Genomic DNA, 12,849 nt, shown 5'->3' on the forward strand with positions numbered 1-12,849 from the left:
GCCACCCGGCCAGCAGCCGGTGGCGCCGCCGTCGGGGCAACCGCAGGCGCAAGGGCCGCCGCCGGTGGATCAAGCGAAGATCGCCGACTTGAACAGGCAGATCGATGAGATCCGCGCTGCCCTCGAACGCCTGCAGAAGCAGCTGAGCGAACTCGACCGCAACGGTCGCTGACGCGGGCGCCGGTGACCGCTTATCGCGGCAGAACCTGGTCCGATTGCGTCGCCGTAGAGACGCTTTCGGGCCCGGGGCTATGTTGAGCGTCGGGCAGGTGAACGAGGATCAGGCCGATGCCCGCGATGAGGAAGTTCTGCAGCGCGGCCGAGGACGCGTTCACATCGTCGTTGGCCCACATGCGGAACCATTCGCCGCCGACGGTCAGGAACCCGCCCAGGAACAGCAGCACCGCCATGGTCCAGCCCAGGCTGGACAGCCGCACGGCCGTATCGAGGCCGGCTCGAAGCCGGCGCGGTCGTCCGGCCAGCACCCGGACCCACGCGGCTCCCGCGGCCAGCAGCACGAAGGCGATGAGGAACTCCCAGATCACAACCAGAATGTAGGCGACGAGCGCGACGTTGCCGTTGGTGATCGCGCGCCAGTCCGTTCCCGGATTGTGGATCGTCGCCTTCATCGACAGCACGGCGGCGACCCCCTTGCGATTGGTGTCGGTGTCCACGCAGTTGGTGAACGCGACGAACAGGTAGTAGAAGCCGGTGATCGTGGCCAGTGTCGCCACCGCCATCCGGCGGCTACCCACCACATCGAGAAACCTTGCGCCGCTGCGCGTCATCTGCCTACCTCGGGTCGACTGGCATGAAGGTCCGGACATTTAGGCGCCGACGATCATATCGGCGTACGCATGCGTCTTCTCCCCATGGCGGGGGAGTCGGAGCCGGTCGAAAACCCTCTACCGCAAATCTTTCCGTCCGCCGGATGGAACGACGATCCGCCTCCGCCCCGGTGGTTCCGCGGCGCGGGTCGGAACGCGGCGACTGCGCCACCCGGGAGGGTGGCGCAGTCGCATACTTTCGGCTCGGACGTGTCGGCGGTTACCGGGGCGCGGCGCCGTCGAGCCCGCGCGTCCTACTGCGCGGTGGTCTGCCGCTTCGGCAGCTTCCAGCCCGGACGGGGGAAGTGGCAGGTGTACCCGTCCGGGTAGCGCAACAGGTAGTCCTGATGCTCCGGCTCGGCCTCCCAGAACTCGCTCGCCGGGGTGACCTCGGTGACCACCTTGCCGGGCCACAGCCCGGAGGCGTCCACGTCGGCGATGGTGTCCAAGGCGACGCGCTTCTGATCCTCATCGAGATAGAAGATCGCCGAACGGTAGCTGGTCCCGATGTCGTTACCCTGGCGGTCCTTCGTCGAGGGATCGTGGATCTGGAAGAAGAACTCGAGCAGTTCCCGATAGTCCGTCCTGGCCGGGTCGTAGACGATCTCCACGGCCTCCGCATGGCCCGGGTGGTTCCGGTACGTGGGATGGTCGTTGCGCCCACCGGTGTAGCCGACGCGTGTCGACACCACCCCCGGTTGCTTGCGGATCAAGTCCTCCATGCCCCAGAAGCATCCACCGGCCAGGATGGCCTTCCGCGTGTCGCTCACGCCTCCTCCTTCGCGAAGAGAGTCCTGTACTGCCCATAGCCTTCCGCCTCGAGGTCGTCGAGGCGGATGAACCGCAGCGCTTTCGAGTTGATGCAGTACCGCAAGCCGCCCGCCTCGCGGGGACCGTCGGTGAACACATGCCCGAGATGACTGTCTGCGTGCGCCGAACGCACTTCGGTGCGGACCATCAGATGGCTGAAGTCCCGCTTCTGCACCACGTTCCCGGCGTCGATCGGCTTGGTGAAACTCGGCCATCCCGATCCGCTGTCGAACTTGTCGACCGAGGCGAACAACGGCTCACCGGAGACCACGTCCACATAGATGCCCGGCTCGTGGTTGTCCCAGTACTCGCCCGTGAACGCCCGCTCGGTCCCGTTCTCCTGAGTGACGTGGTACTGCTCAGGGGACAGGGCGGCGACCGCCGCGGGATTCCGGTTGTACTCCCGTGCCACATGACCTCCTCATATCGGCCCCACGTACAACCCCGGCGCAGTCCCGGAAAATCCCGGGCGAGCCGGGCGTCACACTCCGACCGGCTCGCCCGCCCGGCAGGGCGGGCGAGCCCAGTCGCTACCAGCGGCTCAGCCTCCTCGCCGACCCGCTACGCCGTGGGACTCGCGGCTGTTTCCGGAGCGGTGGCAACCGCGCTTGCCGCGGTCTTCCGCCGTGGCACCGTGAACACGGCGATCACGCAGAGAATCGCGACCACGAAGCAGGCGAGTGTGTACCAGAGATTCCCGATCGGGTCTCCCTCGCTCGTCCTGCCGTCGACGGCACCGAAGAAATCGGGCAATGCGGTCACCCAGAGCAACGCCATCACGCCCAGGTACACCACGCTGTAGATACGGACGAAATCGTTCGAATAGGGCGCGCTGTCCGCGCCGTCGCGCCGCAGCCGAAGCCATCGGCGGGTGAGAATCAGGACGGCGACGACCGTGACGACGACCAGTTCGGCGGCGTAGAGCGCTCCGCGCACGGCGGTACTCCCCATGCCGAATACCGTTGCGGGTATCGGCAACACGCCTGTGCCCAACGATGCCAGCACGCCGATGACGACCGTACGCCAGACCAATTGCACCCCGGAGAACGTCTGCCCCTGATCGACGTGGCGGCCGACGAACCATTGGACACAGAACGCCAGCGACATCGGCCACAGGGCGGCGAAGACGACCACACTCGGCAGTGGCACCGAATCGAACATCGGCTGATTGATCGGATTGTCGATCGACCATTCCCACCAGCGCAGCTGCGGGCCGAGATGGTCGAAGATCTCATAGAACGCATGGTGGACGAAGCCCACGCAAGCGGACCCGACGAGCACCCCGTGCTGCCGGAAGACTCCGAGTATCCGGACGATCTCGAAGGCCAGGGTGGCCATGAACGGGTAGATCGCGACGATGTAGAGCGGTAATCGGCCCCAGAGGAATTCCACGGTGAACAAGTTGTGCGCGAACATCGTGTCCACGTGTTCGTCGATGCCGAAGGCCGCCGGGAAGTACAGCGGGGGTTCGATGATGAACAGGTACGCGGTCGCGCCGAACCAGAGCACCAGGTTGGTGGGATCTCCGTGGCGGCGCAACCGCACGATCGCGTAGATCAGCGCGAGTACCGCGCCCAGGACGATCGTGACCTCGAGAACGGGCAACGTCCAGTTCTCCAACGCGAAGGGGTTTCGCACCTCGACCGGTCCGCCTGCCTGCTCGCACGAGAAGCCGAGCGCCGTGGCGAGCCGGTCGAAGGTGGGTGCGCAATGATCAGCCATCGGTCCGGCTCCTAGGGGGCGACCGTGCCGGCGGTGTACCAGTGCGAGACGTCGTAACCGTCCTCGTAGCGCCGGAACCACACGTCCGCGAGCGCGGGCAGCTTCTCGTGGTCCGGGTTGTGCTTGGGCAGCTGGCTGCGCACGACGCCCGCCAACGCGACGAGTTGCTCACGGAGCGGGAGATGGTCGAACGCCCGCGGCATCGGACCGTGGTCCTCCGACCGGAGGAACGGCAACCACGTGCGGAGTTTCTGCTTGCGACGGTAGGACGCGAACATCGACAACGCGTCGACCTTCCGTTCCTCCAGCGGGACGTGCCGGTTGAAGCCCGCGCAGGCCACCCTGATCACCTTCAGCACGTGACGGAAGATCGACGGCGCCATGCGCATCCGATACACGTCGCTGCCGACGACGGAGTCGAAGATGATCAGCGCCGAACTGCGATGTTCGACTTCTTCGACGAAATGCCAGATGAACAGGGACGCGACCCGGTCGTCGCCCGGCCGGAAGAGGGTCGCGTCGTTGTCGAGCATCAGTTTGAACACCGGGGTGAAGGTCGCCTCCAGATCGGCGGTGTAGGCGAGGCGGTATTCGACCGACGTGTTCACGGTGAGGCGGTCGAATTCCGCGATCACTTCGTTGAGCGTCTCCTGCAACCCCGGGTATCGCCGGATCAGGGCGTTGGCATGTTGGCGGTGCGCGGTGGAGTGCTGGCCTTCCTGCCGCACGAACGCGTCGGCTTCCTCGGCGACCTCGGGATCCGTGATCAGGGGCATGGCCTCCCGAATCATGTTGACGATCATCTTCTCGAAGCCGATCGCCAGGATGGACACCGCATTGGCCATCGAGGAGAAGGCCGGGTTCTCCTCGTTCCACAAGAAGGGCACGTCGTAGTCCGCGAACGCGAAGCGCATCTTCCGGACTTGAAGATCGGTCACTGGGCTGTACCTCGTCTTTCGGATCGAACAGGTCCGGCGGCGTCTTCCGGCGCCGCCGAGCCACGTTGGACGTGATCATACACACAGCGGCATTTGTGTATGATCAGAATTGATGCTCGAATCGCGGGACGGTCGTCGGCACCGCTTGTGATACCGTCGAGCCCTTGGTCGGGGGTGTCGGCAGGCTCTCTGATCAGCGGGTTCGCAAGCGACAGGCGTCGAGTCCAGGAAGCGGGCAGTGGCAGGAAGGCGCGGGTGGGGCGGGAGCCCGCCGAAAGACGACGAGGAGGCGTCTCGTCGCATAGTCGCCGCCGCCGTCGACCTGATCGGCCGGACGGGGTCGGAGATCAGCATCGCCGACGTCGCGGAGGCGCTGGGCGTCATCCGTCAGACGGTCTACCGATACTTTCCCAGTGCCGACGCGCTGATGACGGCCGCGGCGATCGCGTCGGTCGACGGTTTCCTCGATCGGCTGGCGCGACACGTCAGCGGTATCGAGGACGCGGTGGAAGCGATGACCGAGGGAGTGGTGTACACCCTGGCCGAAGTGCGTCGCACACCTCATCTCGGCATCCTGCTGTCGAGTACCTACTCGAACGTCCACCCCGAAAGCCTGACGTCCGAAGAGGCGCAAGCCTTCGGAATGACGATGATCAAACGCTTCGACGTCGATTGGGGGCGGTACGGCTACGACGACGAGTCGCTGCACGAGCTCGTCGAATACGTCCTGCGGACGATGCAGTCGTTCTTCATCTCCCCGGGCAATCCACCCCGCGGCGAGGAGGAGCTGCGGCGGTATCTACGACGCTGGATGGGCGCCGCGATCGTCGCCCAGCTGAAGCCGTCCGCGAGCGTCTAGCGCCGCGAAGTGGCACCCCTCGGGGTGGCCGCGTCACGCTTGCTTCCGATGCCGGCGGGGGAGATGCGGCGATCAGGTCGCGTCGTTCAGCCGCACCTTCACGAGCACCCGCCCGCGTTCGTCGCGCTGCGCTACCGCGTGCCCGTGCCGCTCAGCGCCGTCGAGCCGCAGGGTGATCGGGCCGCCATCGTCCAGGAAGTTCCGCCACCACGATTTCTTGTCCGGCATGGCGACCCCGATGACGAGTTCGTCTCCCTTGCGCCGGTAGTTGACCGGCGTGCTGAACGTCCGCCCTGATCGCCGCCCCACGTAGGTGATCACCACGAATCCCTTGCCCAGCAGCCGCCCGAGCAGCGGCACGTCGAGGAGGGAGGCCACCCCCGTGTTCAGCGCTCCCACGGTGCGTCCCAGCGCCGTCTTCGGTTCCACAATTTCCTCCCGGCCGGTCCCGCGGACAAATCCGAACACGCCACTCTAACCGCCACACCGGTTCTCGGCCGTGCCGGCGGGGACGGCCGTTCGGTCGACGTGCCCTCGCCCCTGCCGACCGGCACTCGCTGTTCGACAGGTCCGGAATTTCGTTTTCCGACGCTCGAGTTCTGGTTGGAGGCAGGATCCGTCCGTTGCTCGGCTGCGCGGCCGAACGCGCCGTGATACTCGTGCACGACCGTCCCTACGACGGCTGAAGGGTTCACGCGCAGAAGGGAATTCCCCCATGACAACCAGCCTGCCCGCATTCCCCGCCCCGGACGAGGATCTGCTGGACACCTGCATCCGGCTCCGGGAGATCGCGCCGGTGGTCGAGGTGGAGTTCCCCGGCGGCGTGCCCGCCTACCTGGCGCTGACGCACGACGCGGTGCGCGAGATCCTCGCCGGGGACAACAAGACGTTCGCCCGGGAACCCAAGCACTGGCCGGCCCTGTACGACGGTTCCATTCCGGAGGACTGGCCCCTGCGCGCCATCGTGCAGGGCGATCACCTTTCCACCAAGGACGGTGACGACCATCGGCGGCTTCGCAGCCTGATCAGCAAGGCATTCACGCCTGGCCGGGTGAATGCGCTGGAGCCGCGGGTCCAAGAGATCATCGACCGGTTGCTGGACGAGGTGGTGGCCGCCGGTGACGGCGTCGACCTGGTGCCCACCTTCACCGAAGCGCTGCCGATGGCGGTGATCTGCGAACTGTTCGGCGTGCCCGAGCACGAGCGGGATCGACTGCGGCGCTGGACCGCGACTCTGCTGGCGCACACCACTCCGCCCGAAGAGGCGTTCGCGACGCAGAACGCGCTCATGCTGTACCTGTACGAATTGGCGGATCGCAAGCAGCAGCAGCCGGGCGACGACCTGACCACGGGCCTGGTGCAAGCCCGCGACGAGGGCGACAAGCTGACCGCCGAGGAACTGGTCGCCGTCCTGTGGATCATGCTGGTCGCGGGCCACGAAACCACCGTGCACATGCTCGGATACGCCATCCTGGCGCTGTCGCGACACCCCGATCAGCTCGCGCTGGCCAAGGCCGAGAATCGCTGGGCCGACGTGGTCGAAGAGACTGTGCGATACCGGCATTCGGTGATGATGACCAGCTGGCGGTTCACGTTGACCGACGTCACGGTGGCCGGCGTGGCCATTCCCAAGGGCAAGGCGGTCGGCGTCGCCTACCAGGCCTGCGGGATCGATCCCGCCGAATACGGCGAGACCGCGAACGAATTCGACATCACCCGCGAGCAGCGGGGCGGACATCTCGGGTTCGGCCACGGCCCGCGCTACTGCATCGGCGCGGGCCTGGCCCGTCTGGAAGGCAGGCTCGCGCTCGCCTCGCTCTACCGGAGGCTGCCGGACCTCGAACTCGCCGTCGACCCCGCCGACATCCCGTACTCGCCGTCCTTCTTCACCATCGGTCCGCTGTCCGTGCCGGTCAAATTGGGTGGCGCGGCGCGGTAGCGCTCACCCGAGGACGAACGGCAGCCGCGCGGCGAGCTCGTCCAGTTCGGCCGTCTGTGTCTCGGTCGGCGCCCGTCGACCGGTGCCGATCAGCAGCGCGTCGGTGTCGGAGAACGAGAGGGGGAACGCGGCCCCGGCGATCTTCTCCAGCATCTCCCGTGATCGGCCGAGACCCGCCGCGGGCGGCTCGGTCGCGCCAGGGACGTGCGCGATCAGGTCGAGGTGGTGCAAGGTGCTCTCCAGGACGTACGCGCACAGGTAGTCGCCCGCGGTGAGGACCTCATCGCGGGTGCCGACCCGCAGGTCGGGGTCGGCGAGGCGGGCCGCGCGCCCGGCGGCGGAGCCGACGTCCTCGAAGTGAATTTTCAGCAACCGCGGCTCCCGGTACGCCGCGGCCAGCCGCACGATCAGCGCGTCGAGCGGGTCGTCGCCGGTCGGCGCCGTATCGGCCACCTCCCAGTAGGTCACCGCGTCGCGCGTCGGTTCGGCTTCGGCAGGGGTCACGAGGGTGATCAGGATGTCCTGGGCGTCGATGATCAGATGGCACACCAGGTCTCGCACGAGCCAGCCGGTGCAGCCGGACGGCTGCGCGAAATCCTCGTCCGAAAGGTCGGCGACCGCCGTGCGCAACGCTGTCCAGGAGCGTGAGAAGTCATCCACGGCCCGGAAGCTAGCAGTGTGCGGCGCGGCTCGCGACGGATTCGGCGCTCCGGGTTCGCCGAGCGGCCGAGATCGGCAGCTCACGGTGGCGGAGCGAAGCAGGCGCACTTGCGGCCGGGTAGTCGAATCTTGCAACGTTTCCGCAGGTCATCGGCCTGTTGCGAACGAGGAACGCATCGGCGATTCCTGGGACAACTGATCACATGCCATGTCACGCTGCTGCAGTCCGCAAATTCGCAGCAAACTGGCACGGAAGGATCGATGACGTCTATGTCGCAGGGAGATCCGATCGTCGGGACCACGTCCGAACAGCTCTCGCGGATCGCCGTCGAGGGAGCTTGGGACGCGCGGGGGCAGGTGCGCCCGGAAGCAGTGCAGTTCGCATCGAACCTGGTGACCGCGGTGCGGAACCGCAGTGGCGAGGGGTTGGTGCCCGACGACGTGGCGGACCTGGTGAGCCGGGCGCTGAACGTTGCCGTGCCGTCGTTTCCGCGCATCGAGGCGTCGGACGGAGTCGGGCTCTCGGCGCACATGCTGCGGCAGACCACCACCCGGCCGTGCCCGCTGGTGGTCGTTCCCGCCGGATGGACCCCGTTCGGGTGGCCGTTGTTCGAGTACGCCTACCTCGTGCTGGCGTCCAAGGGTTATCACGTGCTGGCGTACACCCCGCGCGGCATCGGCTTGTCCGCCCTGCCGGGGACGAACATACCGTGGTTCGGCACGTCCGAAGGCACGGTCGACGTGGCCGGTCCGCTGGACCGGATGGACGGTTCCACGGTGCTCACTTACGCGATCGATGAGCTAGCCCCCAGCCGCGTCGCCTTCATGGGCGAGTCGTACGGCTCGGGCATCAGCCAGATCGTGGCCGCGCACGACCCCCGGGTGAACGTCGTCGTCGCCCTGAGTACCTGGGGCAACCTCGCCACCAGCTTGTACGACAACGGCACCCGCCACCTCAGGGCGGTCGAAGCGCTGATCGGGTTGACCGGCGGAGCCGAAGAGGACAAGTTCGACGAAGAGGCGCTGGAGATCCTGGCGAAATTCGCCGAGGGCGACGACATGGACCCGGTGGTCGATTGGGGCACCGAACGCGCTCCGGAAAGTTACGTCGGTTCCCTCAAGGTTCCGACCTTCTTCTCGAACACCTGGCACGAGGGCCTTTTCCCGGTCAACCAGGTTCTGGAGACCTTCGAGAAAATCCCGGGCCGGAAACGGTTGAACATGTGGATCGGCGACCACGCCGCGCCGGAAGGTCCCGGCTTGATCGCTCCGCCCGCGGCCGGCGCCGGGCCGAACGTGCCGCTGCTCGAGGCGTACGCCTGGCTCGATCACTACCTCAAGGACGAGCAGAACGGTGTCGACGAGTGGCCGGAGATCAGCAATCAGGTCATGTTCACCTACGTGACCACGCCGGGCTCCGGGAACGATCAGAACGTGATCATCGAGCCGGCGCGCCGCGAGGAGAAGGCGTCGTGGGCCGACGTCACGACCGACGGCGAATCACTGGCCCTGACCGATGAGCGCGAGGGTGGGGACGGCGCGCTGGGCCCCGACGTCGCTTCCGGTTGGGAACGCAGTTTCATCGTGGGCGAGCAGCCGGAGGTCGTCGCCATGGACAAGCTCATGGTGACCGGCCAGCAGGAGTGGGCGGGCAACCCGAAGATCTACCGGCCCGCCGAGATCGACCGCACCCACGCCCTGGTCTGGTCGACGGGGCCGCTGCTCGCGGTGCGCGATGGTGTAGCGCGGCAGATTCGAGGGATCCCCCGGCTACAGGTGACCGTGGACAGCACCGACGAATCGGCGACCGTGGTGGCCTACCTGCTCGATGTCCACGAGGACGGCTCGGCGACGATCGTGACGCACGAGCCGAAGACCATCGAGTCGGACCTGCCCGCCACCGTCTCGTGGGAGTTGCAGGCGGCCGCCTACGACGTGCCGGACGGTCACCGGTTGATGCTGGTCATCGACGGCTCGGATCCCTTGTACTCCAGCGCCAACAGTGTCGGCGCGAGGATCACCATCAGTTCCCCGGATGGCGCTCCCTCCTGCCTGGAGTTGCCGCTCGGCTGACCGCTGCGCGTGGCCCGGGGCAGCCAAGGGTTCCGGGCCACGTCCGAGGTGACGGCCGGGGGCGTCCCGTGCGATCGGCGGTCGAGCGCAGCGCCGCTGGGAGCGCCGGAGTCGGACGCGACCGGCGTCGGTCGCAGCGGCCCTGGCGCGTGGCCGCGGCCGGCTCGGTAGTCTGCAGAGGTGTCCGCCGCACCCGCCGACGCCGGCGCACCGATCGTTCCGGTGCGAGACGGAGTGTTCTTCACGCTTCCGGCGGCATTGCCGCGCGGTCGGCACAATCTGGGGCGCGAGCAGGTGATGGCGGCCCAGCGGGAACGGCTGCTGGCCGCGGTCACCGAATTGCTCGCCGCTCGCGGTTATGCCGGATTCGGGCCCACCGACGTCGCGAAGCGGGCCGGCGTCTCGCTCGCGGCCTTCTACGACGCGTTCGCCAACAAGGACGAATGTGTCTTCGCGGGATACGATCGCTTCATCCAGGTGCTGCTGACCCAGCTGACCGGCGCTGACATCAGGGGCCGAGACCGCCGGTCCATCGTCGCGGACGCGCTCGGTCGATACCTTCGCTCCCTGCAGAACGACCTGGTCGTCGCTCGTGCCTACCAGGTGGAGATCGACGCGCTCGGGCCTGCGGTGCGGCTGCGCAGACGGCGCTCGATCCGGCTGTTCGCCGAGTTCATTCGCGGTCTGGTGCAGGCCGCGACCGGCAATCGGCCACCATTGCTGTCCGTCACGGCTTACATGGGCGTGGTCTACGCCGTTCGCCAACTCACCGCCGACGCGCTCGACGACTCGGACGCACCGGATCTGCCCGCGCTCAGCGCCGACCTGGAACCCTGGCTCACCGATCTGTTCCGCGAACGCTGAGGCGATCACGTCGGCCGGCTTGACACGACAGTCACCGTCCCGCAGCATTGGCGTAAAGAATTTTACTCCGATACCTGCCCGCATCCGCGTGGCACCGCAGCCGAATGTCCGATATCGCCGTCGTCGATCGCGACGGACGCCTGTCGTCGAAAATGACCATCGAATGGCCGTAACAATCGCACTTTTCACGCGTGACCTGCGCGTGCACGACAATCCAGCCCTACTGGCCGCGGTGCGCGAGGGGGCCGGGGTGGTTCCGCTCTTCGTCGTCGACGACCGGATCGTCGGCAGTGCCCATCCGGCCGGGAATCAGCTGCGCTTCCTCTCCGCCGCGCTGGCCGAACTGGATGCCGAACTGCGCTGCGCCGGAGGGCAACTGGTGATCCGGCACGGTGACTACGTCGAGGCGGTGGATCGGGTGGCGGCACAGGTGCACGCCGACAGCGTCCACATCGCCGACGACGCCACCTGGTACGGCCGGTGCCGAGCACGAGCGCTGCGCGAACGGCTGGCGCGACGCAGCTGCCTGCTGCACACCCATTCCGCCACCCTCACCGCCGTCGATCCGTTCGATTGCGCCTCGCGCGGACCGAACGACCCGGTTCCGGACTTCGCTACCTACTTTCGCCGGTGGCTGGAGGTTCCCAAGCGGCGTCCGCTGGACACGCCCACCGAGTTGATCGTTCCGCGCGTCGACAGTGATCCCGTACCGAAGTTCGACGAACTCGGCGACGCCGCTGTCTCACCGCAGCTGGCCGTCGGCGGCGAGATCACCGGTCGCGCGCTGTGGCGGGGCTGCACCGCCGACCGGAAACAACCACGCGACCCCTCCGGCGGCGACCTCACCCGGGAGGGATGTTCCCGCCTGACGCCCTACCTGCATTTCGGTTGCCTTTCCGCGGCCGAGATGGTGTATCGCACCGACATGACGACGGCGGACGGACGCGCCTTCGTCCGTCTGCTCGCCCGGCGCGATTTCCGGCTCCAGTTCCTCGCCGCCCGCGCAGGCATCGCGCGGTCCGGTGACCGGCCACGTGACCCGCAGGCGCACGATCCGGTCGCGGCCCGTGCCTGGTGCGACGGCCGTACCGGATACCCGATCGTCGACGCGGGCATGCGGCAATTGGCCGCGCAGGGATGGATGCCGGAACGCGCCCGGGCGATCGCCGCCAGTTTCCTGACCACGACGCTGCGGGTGGACTGGCGAGTCGGCGCCGACCATTTCCGGCGGTGGCTGCTCGATGCCGACGCAGCGAGCGACCGCTGCACCTGGCAGCAGGCGGGGCATTTGTACCGGGGAGCCCTCGGCACGGCCGAACGCTACGACCCGCACGGTAACTATGTGCGGCGCTGGATACCGGAACTGGCTTCGCTGCCGGGTTCGGAGATCCATCGCCCGTGGCGCCATAGCGTGCCGACCTCGGTCTATCCCGCTCCCATCACGGGCACCACCAGCAACTGACCGCCCGGTCCGCCGGTTTCGCGTGCTCGCCGGCGGGTACCGCCGCGACGGACGTAGTTCGTCAGCCCGACTCGAGAGCCCGAGGGGAGATCAACTATGGCAACCACGATCGACTCCACCACCGACGCGATCGATTTCCTCATCCATCAGCACGGCCGGATCAAGCAACTGTTCATCGAGACCGCCGACACCTCCGATCCCGTGGAGCGGGAGAGCAAGTTCTTCGAATTGCGGCGCCTGCTCGCCGTGCACGAGACCGCCGAAGAAGAGATCATCCACCCGCGCGCCCGGCGGGAGATCGGTGATGGCGCGTCCATCGTCGACGCACGGCTGGAAGAGGAGAACAAGGCGAAGAAACAGCTCGCCGAGATGGAATCGCTCGACATCAGCTCGATGGAATTCCAGGTGCGGCTGGCGAAACTGCGTGAAGCGGTGCTGGTGCACGCCGACCACGAAGAACGCGAGGAATTCACTCGGCTGCGCGAGGAACTCGACGACGAAGCCCTGCGGCGATTGCGTAAGACGGTCGAACTCGCCGAGACGATGGCGCCGACCCGGCCGCATCCCGGCGTGGAATCGGCCACGGCGAACGTGCTGGTCGGTCCGTTCGCCGCGATGATGGACCGAGCCAAAGACATGATCAGCAGGCCGAGGCACTGATCCCGCCATGAATGCCCGCGGCGCGCGGCCCCGAG

General features: G+C 67.2%; 13 protein-coding genes. 6 read left to right on the forward strand and 7 right to left on the reverse strand.

Annotated features, from left to right (window positions below):
- Window positions 1–191: 191 nt before the first annotated feature.
- The 5 genes from ON29_RS30300 to ON29_RS30320 form a co-directional block, all read right to left on the reverse strand.
- Window positions 192–788 (reverse strand): DUF2165 domain-containing protein, encoded by a 597-nt coding sequence (locus ON29_RS30300; protein ID WP_085994970.1) that lies wholly within the window; start codon window positions 786–788, stop codon window positions 192–194.
- A gap of 293 nt (window positions 789–1,081) precedes the next feature.
- A complete protein-coding gene (msrA, locus tag ON29_RS30305; RefSeq protein ID WP_040871578.1) occupies window positions 1,082–1,597 on the reverse strand; it encodes a peptide-methionine (S)-S-oxide reductase MsrA in 516 nt (171 codons plus the stop codon).
- Entirely contained in the window at window positions 1,594–2,049 is a 456-nt protein-coding gene (gene msrB, locus ON29_RS30310; protein WP_040871580.1) for a peptide-methionine (R)-S-oxide reductase MsrB, read from the reverse strand. The genes msrA and msrB overlap by 4 nt, the downstream gene beginning before the upstream one ends.
- Window positions 2,050–2,198: 149 nt before the next feature.
- The gene (locus tag ON29_RS30315) at window positions 2,199–3,359 is read right to left on the reverse strand and encodes a hypothetical protein (protein WP_040871581.1); all 1,161 of its coding nucleotides are present in this window, start codon (window positions 3,357–3,359) and stop codon (window positions 2,199–2,201) included.
- A gap of 11 nt (window positions 3,360–3,370) precedes the next feature.
- The gene (locus ON29_RS30320) at window positions 3,371–4,297 is read right to left on the reverse strand and encodes a metal-dependent hydrolase (protein ID WP_040871583.1); all 927 of its coding nucleotides are present in this window, start codon (window positions 4,295–4,297) and stop codon (window positions 3,371–3,373) included.
- 238 nt (window positions 4,298–4,535) lie between these two features.
- Between ON29_RS30320 and ON29_RS30325 the strand changes: the two genes are divergently transcribed.
- Window positions 4,536–5,156 carry a TetR/AcrR family transcriptional regulator gene (locus tag ON29_RS30325; protein WP_040871584.1) on the forward strand — a complete coding sequence of 207 codons (621 nt, stop codon included), beginning with the start codon at window positions 4,536–4,538 and terminating at the stop codon, window positions 5,154–5,156.
- A 72-nt stretch (window positions 5,157–5,228) separates the two neighbouring features.
- Here ON29_RS30325 and ON29_RS30330 read toward each other — a convergent pair whose 3' ends face one another.
- Window positions 5,229–5,585: a nitroreductase/quinone reductase family protein gene (locus tag ON29_RS30330; RefSeq protein WP_051175767.1), complete on the reverse strand. Its 357-nt coding sequence runs from the start codon at window positions 5,583–5,585 to the stop codon at window positions 5,229–5,231.
- A 286-nt stretch (window positions 5,586–5,871) separates the two neighbouring features.
- Between ON29_RS30330 and ON29_RS30335 the strand changes: the two genes are divergently transcribed.
- Window positions 5,872–7,095: a cytochrome P450 family protein gene (locus tag ON29_RS30335; RefSeq protein WP_051175768.1), complete on the forward strand. Its 1,224-nt coding sequence runs from the start codon at window positions 5,872–5,874 to the stop codon at window positions 7,093–7,095.
- A gap of 3 nt (window positions 7,096–7,098) precedes the next feature.
- On the opposite strand, the gene ON29_RS30340 is transcribed toward ON29_RS30335, so the two are convergent.
- Window positions 7,099–7,755, reverse strand: a complete 657-nt coding sequence (locus tag ON29_RS30340) for a maleylpyruvate isomerase N-terminal domain-containing protein (protein ID WP_040871585.1) — start codon at window positions 7,753–7,755, stop codon at window positions 7,099–7,101.
- A gap of 261 nt (window positions 7,756–8,016) precedes the next feature.
- Here ON29_RS30340 and ON29_RS30345 point away from each other — a divergent pair, with 261 nt between their 5' ends.
- The 4 genes from ON29_RS30345 to ON29_RS30360 all read left to right on the forward strand — a co-directional run bounded on the left by ON29_RS30345 (window position 8,017) and on the right by ON29_RS30360 (window position 12,814).
- Window positions 8,017–9,828 (forward strand): CocE/NonD family hydrolase, encoded by a 1,812-nt coding sequence (locus ON29_RS30345; protein ID WP_040871587.1) that lies wholly within the window; start codon window positions 8,017–8,019, stop codon window positions 9,826–9,828.
- Window positions 9,829–10,008: 180 nt separating this feature from the next.
- Window positions 10,009–10,692 (forward strand): TetR/AcrR family transcriptional regulator, encoded by a 684-nt coding sequence (locus ON29_RS30350; RefSeq protein WP_051175769.1) that lies wholly within the window; start codon window positions 10,009–10,011, stop codon window positions 10,690–10,692.
- 163 nt (window positions 10,693–10,855) lie between these two features.
- Complete coding sequence (locus ON29_RS30355) at window positions 10,856–12,154, forward strand: FAD-binding domain-containing protein (protein ID WP_040871589.1); 1,299 nt, start codon at window positions 10,856–10,858, stop codon at window positions 12,152–12,154.
- A 96-nt stretch (window positions 12,155–12,250) separates the two neighbouring features.
- Window positions 12,251–12,814 carry a hemerythrin domain-containing protein gene (locus tag ON29_RS30360; protein WP_040871591.1) on the forward strand — a complete coding sequence of 188 codons (564 nt, stop codon included), beginning with the start codon at window positions 12,251–12,253 and terminating at the stop codon, window positions 12,812–12,814.
- The last annotated feature ends 35 nt before the right edge of the window (window positions 12,815–12,849 follow it).

Source organism: Nocardia exalbida NBRC 100660, from assembly GCF_000308575.1.
In the GTDB taxonomy this organism is placed as follows: Bacteria; Actinomycetota; Actinomycetes; order Mycobacteriales; family Mycobacteriaceae; genus Nocardia; species Nocardia exalbida.

What these genes read in the sequence shown, in the direction of transcription:
- ON29_RS30300 (WP_085994970.1), bottom strand. Translation starts at nt 788, where the DNA reads ATGACGCGCAGCGGCGCAAGGTTTCTCGATGTGGTGGGTAGCCGCCGG.
- ON29_RS30315 (WP_040871581.1), bottom strand. Translation starts at nt 3,359, where the DNA reads ATGGCTGATCATTGCGCACCCACCTTCGACCGGCTCGCCACGGCGCTC.
- ON29_RS30335 (WP_051175768.1), top strand. Translation starts at nt 5,872, where the DNA reads ATGACAACCAGCCTGCCCGCATTCCCCGCCCCGGACGAGGATCTGCTG.
- ON29_RS30345 (WP_040871587.1), top strand. Translation starts at nt 8,017, where the DNA reads ATGACGTCTATGTCGCAGGGAGATCCGATCGTCGGGACCACGTCCGAA.
- ON29_RS30355 (WP_040871589.1), top strand. Translation starts at nt 10,856, where the DNA reads ATGGCCGTAACAATCGCACTTTTCACGCGTGACCTGCGCGTGCACGAC.
- ON29_RS30360 (WP_040871591.1), top strand. Translation starts at nt 12,251, where the DNA reads ATGGCAACCACGATCGACTCCACCACCGACGCGATCGATTTCCTCATC.